Below are 19,157 nucleotides of genomic sequence, written 5' to 3' on the forward strand. Positions count from 1 at the left end.
CTAACCTCTGACGCAGTTTCTACCTGCCTGTTTAGCGGCATATAGGTTGGAGTCAGCTTCGTTAATGAGGTTTTGATAATCAGGGTGGCCCGAAAAGCTTGCTATACCAAAGGAAGCGGTAACATTAATGGTCCTTGATTCTGCAATTGTTATGGAGGTATCGTGGATGGTTTTTCGCATCCTTTCAGCCAGCTTCATGGTTTCTTGTATGTCCATTTCAGGAGCTACAATTAACATCTCTTCGCCGCCATATCGAAAAGCATAATCAGTTAATCTAATATTTTCCTTAATTAGTCTGCAGCATTGCCTCAGAACGGCATCACCCGCTTGATGTCCATATAGATCATTGACGCGTTTAAAGTGATCCAAGTCGATCATCATTATTGAGTAGGGTGGTCCGCCGTTAATCGCCATTTGAGTTTCTTGTTGCAAAATAGGGTCAAGAAAGCGGCGTTCTAATAAGGTTGTTAACGCATCTTGTTTAGACTCTTTGGCTAAATTGCAGTTGGCTTCTTCGGTCAAGTGCCAAATCAGTTCTTGCAGGATCTGTTTTAGTGCATTTAGATCCTCTGAACTGGCGTTACTGCCTTGGGCGTGTAAGTTCTCTCGGTGTTGGTCAGAGGAGTCTAATGCTACGTTAATTTTTTCCAGTCTTTTAGAGCTTGAAACGATCAGGGGAAGTTTGTGTTTTATCCACAAGCCGAAATCCTTTTGTTTAATTGATTCAGAAAAGGATTCACTTTCTTTTGGGAAAGCGATCAGATTGGAAGTCATCCACTGATAAATGCTGCTTTTGATCCGCTCTATCTCTAAGGCGAGCTCTTGCGCCGATGATGCCGTAATAAATTCTTGTGAGGTCCGTTCGTGCGCAACTTTTCCTCTGAGATAAGACTCATTAATGAGGCTCATAGCAGCATCTAGAATTTTGTTGACCAGAATGACGGAATCAATAGTTTGCGGTACTGCCAAGTTACTGCTTAAAACGGTATGAATGATGCCTTCTTTAATAATGGTCATACCTGCATCGACCAGAGGCATAGGTATTTCAACTCTAGAGTGAACCTCACCTACTTTTAAGTGGGATCTTAAAGAATCTTGTACTTGATCTTCACGTTTGGGGGCTAAAGTTTTTTTAAGCCATTGCCCGAGTTGCTTTTTTAGTCGAATCTCTACGAGGTGATTATCTAAAAATTGGGCAGATGCCTGATCTGAGAGCAGGACTGTATAGAACTTTTCAATATATGAAGGAATATTAGGTTCTATGATGGGTGATAGTTCTTTGAGAATGTTGTTTGCGTCCGTGTCAAAAATATTTCCATAGTAGTAACTGCTAACGCTAACCATAACTGCGCCCTAACGTTGTAATAACTATGTAGTGTTACTAACTCTAGTTTAAGGCTAGGCAATTACCAGTTGTGAGCGTGTTTGGTTTACGGAGTTTTAGCTTTCCTATACTGAAACCAGAGCCCGTAAGACAACTTTACTGGCAAGAACCTAGAGGAAAGTCACTGTGGTTAGAGATAAACCGGTTCCATCAAGCCGTGCAGGCCGTTTACTCAAGTTGGGCCGCCTTGCTGGTGGAATCGCTGGTGAGATGATCTCTGAAGGTGCAAGTCAACTGCTAGGAGGTAAGAGAGTCAAAGCAATAGATCTGCTGCTAACACCTGAAAATGCTAGGCAACTGACAGATAAGTTATCGGAAATGCGCGGCGCCGCCATGAAAGTTGGCCAGTTATTATCCATGGAGGCGGGGGATTATCTTCCACCTGAGCTTACCGATGTTCTAGCGACTCTACGTGAGAGCGCTTATACCATGCCACAAGGGCAAGTGGCTGATGTGTTGAAGAATGCTTGGGGCGTCGGTTGGGAGGAACAGTTCGAACACTTTTCTTTTACGCCAATTGCGGCGGCTTCTATAGGGCAGGTTCACGAGGCTAAAACTAAGCAAGGTCAGCATTTAGCGATAAAAATTCAGTATCCCGGGGTGCGCGTCAGTATCGATAGTGATGTAAATAATGTCTCTACTTTGTTCAAACTGTTACGCTTGGTGCCAAAAGGGTATGACCTTTCTCTACTCTTAGATGAGGCGAAACGGCAGTTGCATCAAGAGGCTGACTATAAAGCCGAAGCAGCCAGCATCGCAGAATATAGAAGTTGTCTCGGAAGTGATCCCAACTTCGATTTGCCTACAGTGGATAGTTCACGCAGCAGTGCTGAAGTACTCTCAATGTCGTTTGTGCCGGGTGTGCCTATAGAGTCACTGGCTGGTGAATCGAGTCAGTTACGTAATCGGATCGCTACCCGCATGTTGTCTCTGATGTTAAAAGAAGTCTTCGAATGGCAATTGGTTCAGACCGATGCCAATTTCGCGAATTATCGATACCAAGCCGAAAAGGAGTGTATAGGGTTGTTGGATTTTGGTGCGACGAGGCGTTATCCTGCTGAGTTTACTGAACAGCTCCGGCAATTGATGACGGCTGCACGGGATGATGACCTTCCTGCTATCGAAACTTATGCATTGGCGTTGGGTTATCTCCGGGCAGATGAGGATCCGGTTTATCGGCAAGGGTTATGCGAGATGATTCGTATGGTTGCTGAACCTCTACGGCAAGAGGGATGGTTTGATTTTGGCTGTTCAGATCTATCTAAGCGGGTGGCAAATCAGGCTATCTCTCTACGTGTTCGTCAGCGCTATATGCATCTACCGCCGACAGATGTACTGTTTTTGCATAGGAAATTCGCGGGTACTTATCTACTCTGTGCACGTTTGCGCGCGCAGGTAGATATTGCCTCCTTGATCAAACCTTATCTCGTCTAATCATTAGAATTGCCCGGATCTCTCCGCTTTTTCCAGCATCCTTAATAGTTTGCTATGTGCTTGAGCTTGTTGCGGACTCTGATCTCGACACCAAGCGCTTAACGTCACCAAAAAAATCCCTGTAAGTGTGATTTCTTGAATTTGGCGGCGCCGCCCTCCAGCATTTAACTCCGCTATATCAAGCCATAGTTGAACTAAGCGTGAGAGATCAAAAATCATGGGGCCCCAGTGGTGCATATGCGGTGGATGTAACTTTGCTTTAAGCATCTGAGTGGTTACCGCGTGATAGGGAGCGAGTGCTTCAAACCAGCGCCAAATAATATGATCCAAACGTGAAGTAAAAGGTAAGCCAAGAATCTCATCTCTATCTGCTGATAGCATGGTTTCTAGAGCCTGCGAAAACCAGAAATCGGCAATCGCATTGGTATCGGCGAAGTGTTTATAAATCTCACTGATTGAGGTGTCACAATGCACCGCGATATCGACCAAACTGAGGTCGTACCAGCTCCCCTGCTGTTGCGCTAAATCTAACGCTGTGTCGAGAATGGATTGGGTGTCCAAACTCTCTGGATTAGGTTGGGCATCATTCATAATTTACACATCGTTTAACAAGGGTGAGTTACATAACATCAAACCGAGTATGTTTAAGGGGCATGTTAAACAGTATAGGGCAGCAATTTGATGCTAAAAGGAAGGGGGTAAATAGAACTGGTTTGTCGGATCTTTACAAGCGCCCAGCTTTCCTTAAACGACGTATCACCAACCAATGGTATAACTTGCTGCTTAAAGGCCTGATCAGTGGGAGGCTTATGAACCAGCCTAAGAGTCGATAACTGGGTACTCTTTGCATCAGTATTCGATAGGCATCCAACTCCGAGTGGATTTTTCCATCTGCATCTCGAATATGCAGTTCGGTTAAGGCTTTCTGTGGGTCTATGCCTAGAGCTATCAATGCTTGCTCTTGGTCGGTGATATCAAACCATTCAACCGCCTCTGCAGCATTAGGATCTTGGCTTTCGTAGTTTTTACGATCTTGAACGCAACGAGGGCATGAGCCGTCATAGAAAACTGTGATTCTATTGTCGTTATCAGACATGGTTTACCGTCTCGTGAAAGAGGCTTACCTAAAGTGTGGGTCAAAGGTGCTAGAAATTAAAGGTTAATTAACAAGCGCTGCGGCACGCTATTATTTTGTTTTTACTACGGGGTGGCTTAGGTTGAAGGTGGTCGAACATAGCATTTAGACAACGGCTTCCTTAATAAAACTCAGATGCTATTAAATCCTGCTTACTTAGGGGTTTAGAAAAATAATACCCCTGAATCTGATCGCAATTTAGTTCATCCTTAACGAAGGCTACTTGTTCTTCGGTTTCAACTCCTTCTGCGAGCAGTTGCATGTTCATACCGTGAGCTAAACCTGAAATAGCCTTAACGATATGGCCCCCTTCTTCATCATGAGGAAGACCTTCAATAAATTGCTTATCAATTTTGAGTGTGTCGATTGGGAGCTGTTTTAGATAAGTCAGTGATGAGTATCCCGTTCCAAAATCATCGATAGCTATTGTGACTCCGAGTAATCGCAACTCATTCAATATGGAAAGCGCTGCTTGATAATCGTCAATGATCACATTTTCGGTAATCTCTACTTCAAGGCTATCTGTAGGCAGATTAAAGCGTTTTATATTCTTGTGAATAATCTGTGCAATATTTTGTCTTCTAAACTGCTGAGGTGAAATGTTGATCGCAATTTTGTTGATCTTTGAACCATCTCTTTGGAATTCCGCCATATCAGAGCAGGCTTGTTCAATCACCCAAGTACCAATCTCATCAATCAAACCGGTCTGTTCTGCGACAGGTATGAAAGTCGCAGGGGATAGATGTTTGATCGCTGGATGGTTACAACGAATGAGCGCTTCGATCGATAGATTATGACTGTGACAGCTTACTTGTGGTTGATAGTGTAGGTTAAAGGCTTTATCGCGAACCGCCTCTCGCAGTGAAAATTCAATTTTCTGTTGTTGCTCAATAGCCTGATTCATCTCTAGTTGGAAAAAACGGAATGAGTTTTTACCACTTTCTTTCGCATGGTACATCGCATGATCAGCGTTAATAAGGAGCTCTTCGGGCGTGCGGCCGTCTTTCGGGTAGATGCTTATTCCTATGCTGCCTGAGATATGGACCTGGTTGTTAAAAATATCAAAGGGGGTGTTAAGTTGTTTGAGGATTCTATCAACGACTTTAGGTAGATTAACGATGACTTGTTCAGGGTTTAAGCCCGGTATAAGGATCGTAAACTCATCGCCGCCCATGCGAGCGATAGAATCTTGCTCTCGAATACAGAGCTTCATCCGACTGCTGGCATCTTTTAAAAGTTGATCGCCAGTATTGTGTCCAAAGCTATCGTTGGCCGCTTTGAAACCGTCCAGATCGATATACATAACTGCTGCATGGGTGTGCTCTCTTTGAGCTTCGGCAATTATTTGACTTAAGCGGTCGTTGAATAGTATGCGGTTAGGAAGGTCTGTGAGAGGATCAAAGAATGCCATATGCTCTATTTTGTTCGCCGCTTCTATACGCTCAGAGACATCATTTTGAACCCCGACAAGGTGAGTTGCTTCGCCATCGGTTGTCGTTATGATCGACAGTGTAAATTCGTTCCAGAAGTAACTGCCATCCTTACGCTTGTTGCGCAGGACTACGGAGCATGTTTCTTGGTCAACAATCGCTTTCCTTATTTCTTCTAAGGCACTGCTATTCTCTGCAGATTGACTAAAGATGTTGGGGCTCTTACCAATGAGTTCTGCTGCAGAATATCCGGTCAATTTCGTGACCGCAGGGTTTATGTAAATGATTGGATAATTAGGTGCGTCATATTTACAAATTACGATGCCACTCTTAACGGCTTCAACCGCTTTGTATAACTGGGTTAGTTGTTGTTCTCGTTCTTTCTTCTCTGTTATTTCAAAGCAAAGGGTGCCTAGCCATTCAATCTCATCGTGAGTATTAAAAATTGGGAAAATTGTGGTTTCAAAATGACGTTCACGATTGTTTAAATTGAGTAGCTCTTCATGAGAAACTGGGATGGCTTCCGAAATAACCCGATGTTGTAGATCAACTCGTTTATTGAGCAGATCTTCACGAATTTTTCCATCTACATAGGGTGATAGGTAAGAAGTTCTATAGGCGTCATTCTGAATGATCTTTCTTCCATCAATACCTTTTAGACTAAGTCCTACGGGTAGGTGATTCACTACGCTCTTTAAGAGGCGATCCCTATTGTGAAGATCATCCAACATCTCGTTGATTGAACTGCCCAGAAGACCTATTTCATCATCAGGTAGTTTTTGTGTACGTGAATCAAGGGCGCCTGATTTTTGAGCGTGAATAGTCTTACTGATCAAACTTAGTGGACGAAGAATAACTTTGTAGAGAGTGGTTGTTGCTAATGCCAGCATCAAAAGAATAGCCGCGGAGATTGCGAACATATGATTGAGTAGAGCATTGTTCGCTAACGCCTCGGCTTCCGCCCAATTAAAACGTAAATAGAGGATGCCTTCGTAGCTATCAGGTTCAAGAGAAAAGGCTGACGAAATATTCACGTCTTTAGGTAATATTAATTGCTCAAAAGACTTTGGCTGAGGAGGGGTGTCCGTTAAGCGTTTTAATGGCGCAATAACGATTACATCTCCATTACGGTGAATAAAATCACCGAAAATATGCTGTTCTGCACTGCTATCAAGTAACTCAAGCATGTCTGCAGTGTGTTGATCTAAATCTGCATCTGGATGGGTACTCGAAGCCCAGATAATAGTGGGGTCCAGCGTGGCGAGGGTGATGCCATAAACTCCGGAGGTTTTTAGAGTGATCTCTTCTAATGCAAAGCGTAAATCTTGATAGCCAGGATTAATCTTCGAGGCTGCTCGTATGGTTGTTAGCATGAGCTCTGCGCGTTTATGCAGTTGTGAACGGAGTTCGGGTAATAAGCCCAGTTGCGTAATAATCGCAGCACTCAGAATTAACAGCGCAGCTCCCGCTAGGATAGGGAGTAAAAACTTGCGTTTGAGCGAAGTGCTCATGATCCAACCTCTTTATAGCACCACATGACCAAGTGATGTATTGGGACCAAGAATACCGTTTTTAGACGTTTATGTATCTACTTCTAATGTAATATGCTTATCAATAGTTTGCGAAATGGTGGGGGATAACATGCAGAGATTCTTAAAAAGCTTACTTCTTTTTTGTGCGATTAGTATATCAAGCGTCAATGCTAATACGAATCCGATCCGCGTGGCTTTGGATGACTTGCCGGGTGTGGATATGCTGCCTACCCTCATTGCTATTGAACGGGCTAAAGAGAGAGGCTTGAATATCAAGGTGAGCTATATGCTGTCAGAAGGTATGGCAATGAGAACTATCTTGAATAAACAAGCGGATATTGGCATGGGGACTCCTTACCAGAAAGTGCAGGAAACCGGTGCGGCCATTCGTATGTTTTACCAGTTAAATATGCTCCGCTTCCATCCTGTTGTGGATACGCGTTACTACACGAGTTGGGATGAGTTGGACGGCGTAGATATGTACTCCCATGGCAAAGGTTCAGGTACTGAAGCCTTAGTTAATATGATGGCCAAAAAACACGGTATTACATACGGAAAAATGGTCTACCTACCTGGCTCTGGTGTGCGCGCAAATGCCATGGTAAATGGAAGAATTCATGCGACCGTTGTGGATACAGAGCGTAAAAATCAGCTAATTTATCGGCCTAAATCCCCTTTTAAAGTACTCCCAATCGAGAAAATTGATGCTACAGATGAAGCGTTGTTCGCGAATGAGGCCTTTATTAGTGCTAACCAAAAAGAGCTCGGAATTTTAGTAGAAGAACTTCTATTTGTCTGGAGCAGAATGAATCTTGAGCCTGTATTTATTCTGGATCAGCGTAATAATTATGGATTACTGCCGAAAGTAGCAGATATTAAAATACTTCAATATGTACAGGAAATGGTTGCTGAGGGAGCTTTCCCTAATGATGGAGGCCGAGCATCAGCCTTCGCGGCCGATATAGCATTTTATGGTTTTGCGGGAACGATTAAACAACCTGAAAAGCAAACACTAGAGCAGTTTTGGGATTTTTCGATTCTTGACCAGGCTCTCGATTCTTCCTCTGTCGTTCAATAAGTGATCTAGGGTGCTTTAGGCATACTGCAGTTTTTTTCAGCTAAAATTGCTTGGTGTCCTGTAGCCATTAACCTTGGAAAGTTAATAATGCGAACGGTTAATTTTGGATGGTAGAGACCGTAGTTATGGATAGACTTACAGACATAAGCGGCAAACTTTTCGTGGTTTTCAGATTGTTGCGTGGTCCCAATCTTAAAAGTTGTTGCATTAATCCATGCGGCATCTAAAGCGATAGGCTCAAGTTCACTTTGGAATCTGAGTTCAATCTTTTGGTGTAGGGTGCTGTAATTTTTTGTTGCGTATGCGTTAAGCGATAATGAAAGCACAAAAAAGATAAGTCCGAAATTTTTCATAGGTATTATACCCTTTGTGTACTTGGCGGAGAGGTTGTTCGATCTGGCTTCCCCGTAAGAGCAAATCCCACTTCTCTATGATTCCATATACTGCCGAAAATTTCGTAGTAATATGAAGTTGTAGAATTGTATCTAGATATCTTGGCGGTAACGGATGGCCGTTTTAATGCTCTAAAAGAGTTCTGCAGTGTGGATAGAATGAATCGTCGTCCTTGTCCATGCGATGCAGTTTCTTTGTTGTGATGCGGTATGAATAATACTTTTTGTCTCTTATATGTCAATGTGATTTGTAAGGTTTTAACTTGCTCATATTGTTGTGATTATTCTTAATGTTTTTGAGACGATGTCTCTATTAAGCTAGGGGCCTGAGCTATGGGCTTCGTGTGATCTGTTAATATAGATGTGACTTTTGTCAGAGTTTATTTATAAGTTCTTTATAAATTTCTAATTCGATCCCTTTGCTATACAACTGCCTAGAGAGCTCTTCATCGTCGATTAGCTTTGACTGGCGTAGACGAGTGAGTTCGGAGCAATAATTACCTATGTAAAGAGCTTGACTGTTTAGGTCCATACTCTCCAATTTAACCTTGCTCTGATATGTAAGAATGGGTCTGATCCAATCAGGATTTAGTGCCCATTCTTTCAATGCCATTAAGGTAAATTTGTGACTGTAGCGATTCATGATGTCACTGAAGAAGGATTTGGACGGGTATGTGCCAGGTGCTTCTGTTTCAAGAACATCAATGAGGAGTTTAAAGATGACTAATTTGCCAACATCATGAAGTAACCCATTGAGGTAAGCCTGAAATTCATTCATTCCTTTAGAGGATGCGTATAAAGCAGCCATTGTTGCCACATCATGGGAGTGTTGCCATATGTTAGCGCCAAAAAAGCGGAAATAGACAGAATTGATTTTCAGGTTGTCGACCATCAATGTGCTGATTACGAGTTTTCTTATTTCATCATTACCCATCATGATTACAGCATCATCAATGCTTTCAATCTCTGTTTTACTACAGCGATAAAAGGCAGAATTTGCTAGATGGAGTAACTTTCCAAGTAATACAGGATCTTCTTTGACGGTTGCAACAATTTTAGAGGAACAGACGTTCTCATCAATTAACGCTTCCATCAATTCTAGAGAAGCATTGGCGATCTTAGGAATAGTATCGGGATTGAAATTAGTAAGTTCGGCTATTACTTTAGCGACGAGCTTGTCATCTAACTCGTTTGTATTGCCAATACTATTATGTTCATTTTGCACATCTTGCTCTAAAAGAGTGCTTATAAAAAGCTGAGAGATCTCCTCTGCAGTTGCTTGCGGAGCTCTACGTTTTGTCTCTGGAACTTGAGGTGAGTTTGCTTCTTTTTTTTTGAATAGGGACTTAAAAATCACTCTAAACACCAGCTTTTAAGGTTGTGCTACTACTAAGTCCCTTAAGAATAGCTGACTTCTATTACGTGTGATCTGATCTTAGTCACAATTTGGAATGGTTACTCATTATATAGGCTTTACTTATGTAGGGAATTAACCTTTTAGTTACAGATAGTTGCTTTGAGTATTCCTGGATATTGCTAGAAAAAGCCAGAAGTCGTGCTTTGAAAAAGAAGCTGCATCATGAAGTGTTAGAACACTTATATTTTTGATTCTGTTGTATGGCTTAATGAATGAAGCTATAAGTACTACAGCTTCATTCATATCAATTTTTGGGGGGTTAGGCTTCTATAACCACTTTGCCAAAATGTTTAGCTGCTGCCATGTATTCATAAGCATCTTGGGCATCGTTGAATGAAAATGTTTTATCAATGATAGGGTTCATATTTTGCTCAGCCATAAATTCCGTGAGCTGTGTAAGCATTTCGGTACTACCTACATAGATACCTTGTATTCTCAAAAGGTTAAAAATCGTCATTAAGCTGATAGTCGGGTTTTCTAAGCCGCTTAGAATGCCAATTACGGACACAGTACCGTTAACTTTTGTAGAAGCAACGGACTTCTCGAAGGTGCCGGCGCCCCCTACTTCTAATACGTTATCAACGCCTTGACCGTTGGTAAGTTTAAGCACTTCTTCTTCCCAATCTGGCGAGGTCTTATAGTTGATCGTGTGGTCGGCACCGAGTTTTTTCGCACGTTCTAATTTCTCATCGCTAGATGAGGTGATAATCACTTTGGCACCTTTAGCTTTCGCTAGCTGTAAGCCAAAAATAGAAACCCCTCCCGTACCCAATAGAAGAATGGTGTCACCCATTTTAATATTGCCGACGTTAACTAAGGCGTGCCAAGCAGTTGTTGCTGCGCAGGGGAGGGTTGATGCTTCACTGTAAGATAGATGTTCAGGAATTTTTACCGTGCAATCTTCTTGCAGAATAAAGTAGTCCGCTAGCACTCCATCTATTGCGCCACCCAGAGCCGAATTAAGACCTTGATCATCGATCTCGCCATCTACCCAGTGTTGGAAAAAGTTACCAATGACTCTGTCGCCTGCCTTAAATTGAGTAACCTCGTCACCCACACTAACCACTTCGCCAGCGCCGTCAGACAGAGGGATGATTGGGCGTACATCATTCCGTACATAGCCACCTAAAGTAATTAACGTATCTCTATAGTTGAGAGAGCAGGCCTTCATCTTAACCAGAATCTCTTTGCCCTTGGGTTTAGGCGTTTCTATTTCGACTTGCTTAATCGCTTGAATGCCTTCGGCGGAATCTACTTGGTACGCGCGCATATCTGTTCTCCACTAAATGTTGTAGGAAAGAGTGGCACTGAGATATGGAAGGGGCAACCATTAAGGTGAAAAATGGCTCTAAAGTAGTGACTGTTTTCAGATTTAGGAGATAGAAAAGGGTAGGGGACAGAGTCGCCCCCTAAGAGGTTCTATTTCTCGCAGCTCATACTGTTGATATCGCGTGAGCGGAGATTGAAATTATCCATTAGCTGTCGAAAGGCATCATCGCTTAATGCTGCTGTTTGGAAAGTGCGATGAAAATTGTTATCGACTTCTATCTCTGGTTGCGTCGTCATCTTTTTATGCATTTGCGACAGCGTGCTGAGGTTTGGATCGTATTGAGCGAGTTCCGCTTCTAGTTCTGTGGAGAGGTCTATCCAGTTGTTGATGCTGCCCCAAGTTTGTACTTTGTCTGGGGTATGTTTTAACGCTAATTTCACCGCAAGAACACGACGTTCAATCGAAAGCAGTTGCGTGTCTCTATAGTGGTTTATTCGCTCAGCATATTCAGGCAGAAGCTGGACGGCGCGTTTGGCACTGTCATATTGCCAGGTAGTTTGGGCTTTTGCGTAGAGTTCAAACTTATCAGCACAGCTGGTTGAATCTGCTAGGACGATACCTGAAGCGCTAAGGATCATTAAGCAAGCTAAGAGTCTCAAAGGTAACCCCTCTTATCGAATATGGTTCTTTATGTGTTTGATTGTAAATGAATAGAACAAAAACGCTTTACGTCCTTAGCACTGAATATCTTTGTCTATAATTAGGTGGTTAATAACTTGATCGATTTATAGCGAAATGACCTATCAGTATGAGATTGAACATTCCCCGTTTTTTATCCGGGTTGAGGTCTTTGGAAATCGTCAGCCTGAACATGCAGTTAGAGATGCTTTGGCTGTTTGGGCAGCGATTGCAGAGACAGCTGAATCTATAGGTCAAACCAAGGTGCTTTATCTATCTCATATATGTGGGTCTATTCCTGTGATGGAAGCGTATGATGTAGTTGATCAGTTTGTGAATAATGACTGGACTCATCTTCAAATCGCCTATATCGACCTCGCGCACTCGAATGAAGATGATCTCAGAATGCTCAAAGCGATTTGTTTTCAACACGAGATAAAATTTGAGTTCTTTAAGACAGAGAAGCAAGGAAAGGAGTGGCTAGATAATTTGGATTAGAGGGAAAGACCTCTTTCCACACCTGATTTGTATGTTAATTAATCGCTTTTGAAATAATTTTAAAAATAGTCTTGATTCGTGTCGAATAACTGCCTATTATTCGCGTCCTCTTCTGAGATGTGCCGGTATAGCTCAGTTGGTAGAGCAACTGACTTGTAATCAGTAGGTCCCGAGTTCGACTCTTGGTGCCGGCACCACTTTCTCACCTTTCTAGGCATTCTTTAAGCATTATCTCCATCTGGATTTTTTTGTATTCCTCGCTCTATTGCTTCACTAAACATATGCGCTGTAACGGGTTTTCCAAGCAAATAGCCTTGTAGGTAATCGCAACGTAGCTCATGTAAATACTCTTTCTGTTCTTCTGTCTCTATCCCTTCTGCCGTCACGCTTAGGCCAAGCTGGTGGGCCATAGCTATAGTTGCAGAGACTAAGATCTGTGAATCAGGATTTGTCGCGAGTTCTCGGATAAATGACCGATCAATTTTCAGGTTGTCGAACGGGAAGCGTTGTAGATAGTTTAGAGAGGAATAGCCGGTACCAAAATCATCCATTGAGATCTGGATGCCCATGTCTGAAATTGCTTGTAGGGTGTTATCAAGTTTGGAGGATGCCTCAATAATCAGCCCCTCTGTTACTTCAAGCTTCAAGTATTCAGGGCTGAGGCCACTGTATTCAAGTGCTTGGTTCAGATCTTTTATAAAGTCATTGCCCTTAAACTGCCTCGGCGAAACGTTAACAGATATAGTGAAGCCAGCATGACCCTGTTCAATCCAGCGTTGCGCTTGTTTGCAGGCTTGTTTTAATACCCAGCGTCCGATTGGAATGATGAGGCCTGTTTGTTCGGTTAATGGTACAAATTCGGCTGGGGATACTTCGCCTAGTTTAGGCGAGTGCCACCGTAAAAGTGCTTCTGCACCGACAATTTTAGGGTCGTTGTTTAATCCACATATCAGCGGTTGAAATGCCAAACTGAGTTCATCGTTGGCGATGGCTGAACGTAAACAGTTATCGAGTTCTAATTGTCGAACCGCGACATCATTCATCTCTTGAGTGTAATAGTGGAAGCGGTTACGGCCATCTTTTTTAGCTTTGTACATACCGATGTCAGCAGCACGTAATAATGCTCTAAAGTCGACGGCATCGTCTGGGAATATGGCGATACCTATACTGGCTGTAACAATGAGTTGTTTACTTTGGATTACGAAGGGCTGCGAGAACTTTTCTAAAATGAGTTCAGCAGTAAGTTCCGCTTGTTCTGGTTTCTCGAGATCTTCGAGAATAATTAAGAATTCATCTCCGCCATGGCGAGCCAATGTGTGGTTTTCGGCTAAGCAGCTTTGTAGGCGCTCGACAGCCTGTTGCAGTAGCTGATCGCCAATATCATGGCCTAAGCTGTCATTTACCTTTTTAAAGTCGTCCAAATCGATAAACATTAAGGCCAGTTTCCGGCCTTCTCGACGCATTTTTTTGATTGCTTGTTCGGCGCGATCACGTGCTAATACACGGTTGGGAATGTTGGTGAGTAGGTCATATTGCGCTTGATAGAGAATATGCTCCTCTTGCTCTTTTTGTCGGCTAATATCGCGTATAGAGACGATATTAAACAGGTCATCATCAAATAGCATGCTGGCAGAGGAAATCTCTGCAGGAAAGATAGAGCCGTCTCCACGTTGCAGTGTGATTTCAAAAGAGGACTTATCTGTCTGCTCTAGCTCTAAGATCTCTTCGGATATCTCTTTATTGAAAAGGTGATCCAAGGAAGAGGCAATGAGGGTTTCTCTATCGGTAGCAAAAATTCGGCACAGGGCCTGATTTACATCGATGATTTTGTGATTGCTATAGATCAGCAAGCCTTCGGCGACAAGGTCTGATAGTTGGCGGAAACGGTCTTCACTAGCAGACAATTTTTTCTGTGTTTCAACTCGCTTCCTGATATCGCGGAATGAGGCTACCCTTGCTTTCTCACCATGCCATAGCACCCTTCGACCTGTGATGACTACAGGAATCTCTTCTTGTTGTTTGGTAATAATAACGGCTTGGTAAGGTTGCTCAGATGTGTTTCGTGCATGTTCAAGTGCTGTTGGCAAACTTTCCGGCGTAAATAAGGTTTGAGGGTCCAGTTTAATAAAGTCTTGGTAGCTATAGCCAAATAGTTCTTCTGCTCTTCTATTAAGGTCGACTATGCCTTGCGAATTATGGATGAAGATTGCTTCGGAGGTGACCTCTTCAAAACGTTGTAAACGTTGTTCACTTTGTTCTAACTCATGCTGATAGCGTTGGGTCGAACCTAAGCTTTGCCTAAGCTGGCGGTAGAGGAGTTTGATTGCAACTAAGGTTAAAAAGAACATCGCTCCAATTAAGGATAACGCGATTTGATGCTGAGTTATCTGTTCTGCAGTCTGAAATTGTTCAGGTTCTAAGAGGAATGAGATGTGCCAACCTGGCAGCTCTTCTAATGGCGCGTTTTCATAGATAAACAGTTGTTCATCCTTCTCTATCACTGAGCTATCTAACTTGCGGCTGAATCCTAAATGTTCAGGTATTGAATCGCCAAATTGTCGTGATGCTGCGACCTGCTTTTCTTGTACTGTAGAGAGAGGGAATAGGGTCTTATATAGCCAGTTTTCATTGTTGGAAGCAAAGACAACACCGTTCGGATCAATCAAAGATGCATTACCTGGGAGTCGATGGAAACGCTCTTCAATTTGATCAGGTAGGAACTTGATTATAGCTACCCCAATAGGAGACTTAGCATCTGAATAAATAGGGTGGCTGAAATAGAGACCGCGTTTTTTTGTTGTGATGCCCAAAGCTAAGTGAACGATTGGTATACCTTGAATCGCTTGTTGAAAATACGGGCGAAAAGCATAGTTTTTTCCTACAAGGCTCGTCTCCGGTGGGCGGTTGTCTGCTTGGGTAACGCCGTTCTTATCCATGATGTAACAGATCGATGCCTGCAATGTATGGCAGTAACGTTTTAGTTTTTTCTTGATTCGAGAGCGATTTGTATCGGGATTAAGTATGTATTGGGTGATTTGTTGTTCACCTGCCATTAGCGCAACTGCGTGTGTTCTATTACGGATAAATGCATCGGCTTGGCTTGCTAGCAGCTTAGTTATGTTTTGGCTGTGATTGCGTGCTTCAGTTTCACTCTTACTTGCTAGATTTAAATAGATACCGATACCGCCAATCGCGATCAAAAACAGCGGTAAAACGACTAATGCTAACAAGCCGCGGATGGGTTTATTGATATGAACGTATTCAGAGTGATCTGTTGCCAAAGTAAACCTTCTTAATACAACAAAGTCGAACGCAGCTAGTGGTCGACAAATTAGGTCTATGCAATCGTTGCCGTGCTAGCTAATGCTCGCTCCTGTACATTAGTGCGCTTAATGCTTTCTTAGGTGAAATCCTTCACTTTATCCTAGAACTATTTGCCTGATAGGCAAAGAATCAAAGTCAAAGTTTTGTTTTTTTTCTATTGGTTATGCAAGCTTTGCTCTAAATATGACCAAACTATTTCTGGTGTTAAAGGCGCAAAAATCGCTGGTTCCACATTGTTCTGATTTGCAGGGAACCTACTGGCTTGTAGGCAGGTTTGGTCTTTGCCGTAGCCACCAACTAAACCAGGATCAGTTGGGCCAAATAGAATGACATTAGGCGTATCCAAGGCTGCAGCTAAGTGGGATAAACCCGTGTCCACAGAAACACAAGCGCTTGCACCCGTTAGGATTGTAGCGATTTCGGCTAAAGGCAGACGTGGTAACACCTCAGCATTTTCGTGTGCTGCGGCGAGTCTTTGTGCACGTTGTTGCTCAGGTTCAGAGCCCCAAGGCAGTTTGATCTTCCAGCCGGCATCACCAGCGAATTTGATCAACGTATGCCAGTAGGTTTCAGGCCAATGCTTATCAAAGCGAGTGGTGCTGTGTTGAAAGACTAGATAAGGCGCTTCGCGATGAGTTTGCTTTAAAAAGTGCTGACGAATATTAAAATCACCACGCTCATCTGAGAGATTGTACCCAAGCGCTTGGGCAAACAATTGGCGAACGCGCTCAACGGCATGTTGCTGTTTCGGAACCGAAACTGAGGTGTCGTAAAATCGTGCAGCTAAAGGCTCTTTGGCAGAATCTTTCCCTAAGCCGAATGAAGGACCGTTTGCTAAGCGTGTGACCAGTACAGCACTCTTGAGTAAGCCTTGGGCATCAATAACAGCGTCGTACTTTTCTGTTTGCAGTCGCTGCTTGTAATCGGACCACTCACCGCTTTTTAGTGTGCTCCAGATATTCTTGCGCCAGCGTCGAATGGCAACCGGGATAACCTGATTAACCGATGGGTGCCATGAAGGTACTTCGGTAAAATTTTCTTCTACGACCCAATCAAACTGTACACCCGGAATTGCACGAGCTGCATCTGTGAGTGCAGGCAAGGTATGGATGATATCGCCCATGGATGAAGTTTTAACAACGAGAACCTTCTTCATCGGTTTAATCCATCGATGGTTGCCTTATAAGCAAGTTCAGGTGTGATATCGATCATACTCTGATGATAGCCTTGGTCGGCATCACCTTTTCTAATTTTTTGGTAGCCTTCGATCAGCCTAATGATCTCCGCTTTATCGGATAGCGGCGGTGTAAATCCAGGGCTGGTAGGGCCGTATAGTGCAACAAGCGGCACATTGACTGCTGCAGCAATATGCATCAATCCAGAATCATTACTCACCGCCGCTTGGCAATGCGCGATCAGATCGATAGCTTGCGGTAGGGAGGTAACGCCAGCTAAGTTACTGCAGCGTTCCTGCTCTTCAGCAGTCAACTGGTCTTGAATCTGTTGGCATACTGGCTTGTCTTTTTCAGAGCCAAATAGCCAGATTTGGTAACCATCAGCAATTAACAGCTTTGCCAGTGCTGCATAGTGATAATCTGGCCAGCGCTTAGCCGGGCCAAACTCAGCGCCTGGGCAAAAAGCGATCACTTTATCAGGGTTTAGTTTGAACTGAGTTAAAGCCGCTTCATATTCAGCGTTATCTACCGTTAGCTGTGGATAGGGGATCTGTTCCATTGGGATCGCTGGTGTCCCCGGTGCTTCTGCTAAGCCAAGGTAGCGCTGAACCATCAATGGATAAGCTTCTTTATCCAGTGGTCGAAGATCGGTTAACAAACCGTAGCGCATCTCTCCACGCCAACCGGTTCTTTTAGGAATTTTGGCAAACCATGGGATCAACGCAGATTTTAAAGAGTTAGGCAGCACGAGTGCTTGCTCATAGCCGTTTTGAGCGAGCTCCTGACCAATCTGTTTGCGCAGCCCCCATTGCAGGCTGCCATGTCCAACCGGCATCTCGATCGCTTTATTAACCTCGGGCATACGCGCTAAAACAGGTCGACACCAGTTCGGCGCTAATACGTCGATCTCAATATCAGGGTTCTTCTGTTTTAGGTGCTGGTACAGAGATTGGCTCATTAACATGTCGCCTACCCAAGATGGGCCGATGATAAGCGTTTTCATTAGCTGTTATCCATTTGCTGTGTGAACGACATAGGAGAGTGAACCTTCTGCTCTGTTGCTTTTAGACTGCGATCAAAAATAGTGTGTTATCGTGCTTAGACAGCCCGATACAACCGGTATTTGATAAGGTGAGAATCATACAAGAATTGGAGAAAAACGCCCAATTTCAATTCTTATAGGGTTTATTGGCACTTTAATTCCGCAAGATGCGCTGTTGGAGGGCTCAGGGAATTCCAATTTTCTGTTATCAGGATTAGAATATCAGCCCTAAATTTGTACATATTATCTCTGTTTGCCCCTGTATCGAGTGTATCGAAGGGCAAAACAGTAACGCATCAAAATAATTAGAAGGAAGGTCTCATGGCAACTGCATTCGGCTCCGTTTTTATGCCTGAAATGTCAATCTCTTGGTTTGACGGTTCCAGCTGGAGTGCGGTCGAAATGGTCCCTAGTGACAGCATCAACTTGCACCCAGGTGCGCATGTGCTGCATTACTCTTCGACGTGTTTTGAAGGTCTTAAAGCATTCCGTCATGAAGATGGTTCGATCAAAGTTTTCCGTATTGATCGTAACGTATCTCGTATGGCGCAAAGTGCGCGTCTATTGGCACTGCCGGAATTGGATGAGGAATTTGTAACTCAGATGATTCTGGATACAGTGAAGCGTTTTGCTGATGAAGTTCCAGCGCCTCCGGGTTCTATGTATATCCGTCCAACGTTGTTTGGTACTGAGCCTGCGATCGGTAAAGCGGCTGCGCCATCTGAAACGGCTTGTTTCTACGTACTGCTTTCACCTGTAGGTGATTACTTTGCGGGTGGTGATCGCGCGTTGCGCTTGTTGGTAGAAGATAACGGCCTACGTTGTGCGCCTCACAATGGCATGATCAAGAGTGGTGGCAACTACGCGAGTGCATTACTGCCAACGATGAAAGCTAAAGCTGAGCACAATGTTGATCAGGTTCTGTTCTGTCCAAACGGTGATATTCAGGAAACTGGCGCAGCTAACTTCCTGCTAATCGATGGTGATGAAGTTATCACACGTGATTTGGATGAAAGCTTCCTGCACGGTGTAACGCGTGATTCTGTTCTAACCATTGCCCGTGATTTAGGTCTTAAAGTGTCTGAGCGTAGTATCTCGGTAGAAGAGATGCTTGAGCGTATTGCTAAGCCAGGTTGCGAAGCTGCTCTTTCGGGTACAGCTGCGGTATTGGCGCCAGTGGGTACTATGGTTTATAACGATAAAGAGTACAGCGTTGGTAACGGTGGTATTGGCGAGACAACTCTACGTTTACGTAAGGCGCTAAACGATATCCAATGGGGTAAGGCAGAAGATAAGCACGGTTGGTTGACCGACGTTTAAAAGCCTCTTTAAACAGTTTTATAAAAAAGGGTAGTACCTTCGCAGGTA

General features: G+C 43.5%; 15 protein-coding genes and 1 tRNA gene. 5 read left to right on the plus strand and 11 right to left on the minus strand.

The window, feature by feature from the left end; genetic code table 11:
- Positions 1-1,344 (minus strand): GGDEF domain-containing protein, encoded by a 1,344-nt coding sequence (locus tag ACMXYP_RS01040; protein ID WP_415883159.1) that lies wholly within the window; start codon positions 1,342-1,344, stop codon positions 1-3.
- Positions 1,345-1,510: 166 nt separating this feature from the next.
- On the opposite strand from ACMXYP_RS01040, the gene ACMXYP_RS01045 reads away from it, so the two are divergent.
- Positions 1,511-2,818, plus strand: a complete 1,308-nt coding sequence (locus tag ACMXYP_RS01045) for an ABC1 kinase family protein (RefSeq protein ID WP_415883160.1) — start codon at positions 1,511-1,513, stop codon at positions 2,816-2,818.
- A gap of 3 nt (positions 2,819-2,821) precedes the next feature.
- Here ACMXYP_RS01045 and ACMXYP_RS01050 read toward each other — a convergent pair whose 3' ends face one another.
- From ACMXYP_RS01050 to ACMXYP_RS01060, 3 genes are all read right to left on the minus strand, one after another.
- Entirely contained in the window at positions 2,822-3,409 is a 588-nt protein-coding gene (locus ACMXYP_RS01050) for a TetR/AcrR family transcriptional regulator (RefSeq protein ID WP_415883161.1), read from the minus strand.
- A gap of 133 nt (positions 3,410-3,542) precedes the next feature.
- On the minus strand, positions 3,543-3,914 hold the full coding sequence (locus ACMXYP_RS01055) for a thiol-disulfide oxidoreductase DCC family protein (protein ID WP_415883162.1): 372 nt from the start codon (positions 3,912-3,914) through the stop codon (positions 3,543-3,545).
- A 160-nt stretch (positions 3,915-4,074) separates the two neighbouring features.
- Positions 4,075-6,894, minus strand: a complete 2,820-nt coding sequence (locus tag ACMXYP_RS01060; protein ID WP_415883163.1) for an EAL domain-containing protein — start codon at positions 6,892-6,894, stop codon at positions 4,075-4,077.
- A gap of 130 nt (positions 6,895-7,024) precedes the next feature.
- On the opposite strand from ACMXYP_RS01060, the gene ACMXYP_RS01065 reads away from it, so the two are divergent.
- Positions 7,025-7,993: a hypothetical protein gene (locus ACMXYP_RS01065; protein WP_415883164.1), complete on the plus strand. Its 969-nt coding sequence runs from the start codon at positions 7,025-7,027 to the stop codon at positions 7,991-7,993.
- 5 nt (positions 7,994-7,998) lie between these two features.
- Here ACMXYP_RS01065 and ACMXYP_RS01070 read toward each other — a convergent pair whose 3' ends face one another.
- The 4 genes from ACMXYP_RS01070 to ACMXYP_RS01085 form a co-directional block, all read right to left on the minus strand.
- Entirely contained in the window at positions 7,999-8,346 is a 348-nt protein-coding gene (locus ACMXYP_RS01070) for a hypothetical protein (protein WP_415883165.1), read from the minus strand.
- A 412-nt stretch (positions 8,347-8,758) separates the two neighbouring features.
- On the minus strand, positions 8,759-9,742 hold the full coding sequence (locus tag ACMXYP_RS01075; RefSeq protein ID WP_415883166.1) for an HDOD domain-containing protein: 984 nt from the start codon (positions 9,740-9,742) through the stop codon (positions 8,759-8,761).
- A 319-nt stretch (positions 9,743-10,061) separates the two neighbouring features.
- The gene (locus tag ACMXYP_RS01080; protein WP_415883167.1) at positions 10,062-11,072 is read right to left on the minus strand and encodes a zinc-dependent alcohol dehydrogenase family protein; all 1,011 of its coding nucleotides are present in this window, start codon (positions 11,070-11,072) and stop codon (positions 10,062-10,064) included.
- Positions 11,073-11,221: 149 nt separating this feature from the next.
- Positions 11,222-11,731 carry a hypothetical protein gene (locus ACMXYP_RS01085; protein WP_415883168.1) on the minus strand — a complete coding sequence of 170 codons (510 nt, stop codon included), beginning with the start codon at positions 11,729-11,731 and terminating at the stop codon, positions 11,222-11,224.
- A 136-nt stretch (positions 11,732-11,867) separates the two neighbouring features.
- Between ACMXYP_RS01085 and ACMXYP_RS01090 the strand changes: the two genes are divergently transcribed.
- Both ACMXYP_RS01090 and ACMXYP_RS01095 read left to right on the plus strand, forming a co-directional pair.
- The gene (locus tag ACMXYP_RS01090; protein ID WP_415883169.1) at positions 11,868-12,248 is read left to right on the plus strand and encodes a hypothetical protein; all 381 of its coding nucleotides are present in this window, start codon (positions 11,868-11,870) and stop codon (positions 12,246-12,248) included.
- Between the two features lie 121 nt (positions 12,249-12,369).
- Positions 12,370-12,445 (plus strand) — tRNA-Thr (locus ACMXYP_RS01095).
- A 24-nt stretch (positions 12,446-12,469) separates the two neighbouring features.
- Here the strand turns inward: ACMXYP_RS01095 and ACMXYP_RS01100 are convergent.
- The 3 genes from ACMXYP_RS01100 to waaF form a co-directional block, all read right to left on the minus strand.
- Positions 12,470-15,529 carry an EAL domain-containing protein gene (locus tag ACMXYP_RS01100; RefSeq protein WP_415883170.1) on the minus strand — a complete coding sequence of 1,020 codons (3,060 nt, stop codon included), beginning with the start codon at positions 15,527-15,529 and terminating at the stop codon, positions 12,470-12,472.
- 197 nt (positions 15,530-15,726) lie between these two features.
- Entirely contained in the window at positions 15,727-16,728 is a 1,002-nt protein-coding gene (gene rfaC, locus ACMXYP_RS01105) for a lipopolysaccharide heptosyltransferase RfaC (RefSeq protein WP_415883171.1), read from the minus strand.
- The gene (gene waaF / locus ACMXYP_RS01110) at positions 16,725-17,750 is read right to left on the minus strand and encodes a lipopolysaccharide heptosyltransferase II (RefSeq protein ID WP_415883172.1); all 1,026 of its coding nucleotides are present in this window, start codon (positions 17,748-17,750) and stop codon (positions 16,725-16,727) included. The genes rfaC and waaF overlap by 4 nt, the downstream gene beginning before the upstream one ends.
- 360 nt (positions 17,751-18,110) lie before the next feature.
- On the opposite strand from waaF, the gene ACMXYP_RS01115 reads away from it, so the two are divergent.
- Positions 18,111-19,109 carry a branched-chain amino acid aminotransferase gene (locus ACMXYP_RS01115; RefSeq protein ID WP_415883173.1) on the plus strand — a complete coding sequence of 333 codons (999 nt, stop codon included), beginning with the start codon at positions 18,111-18,113 and terminating at the stop codon, positions 19,107-19,109.
- Positions 19,110-19,157 lie beyond the last annotated feature (48 nt).

Origin of the sequence: Neptuniibacter sp. QD34_54, assembly GCF_047778055.1 — a bacterium.
Lineage (GTDB): Bacteria > Pseudomonadota > Gammaproteobacteria > Pseudomonadales > Balneatricaceae > Neptuniibacter.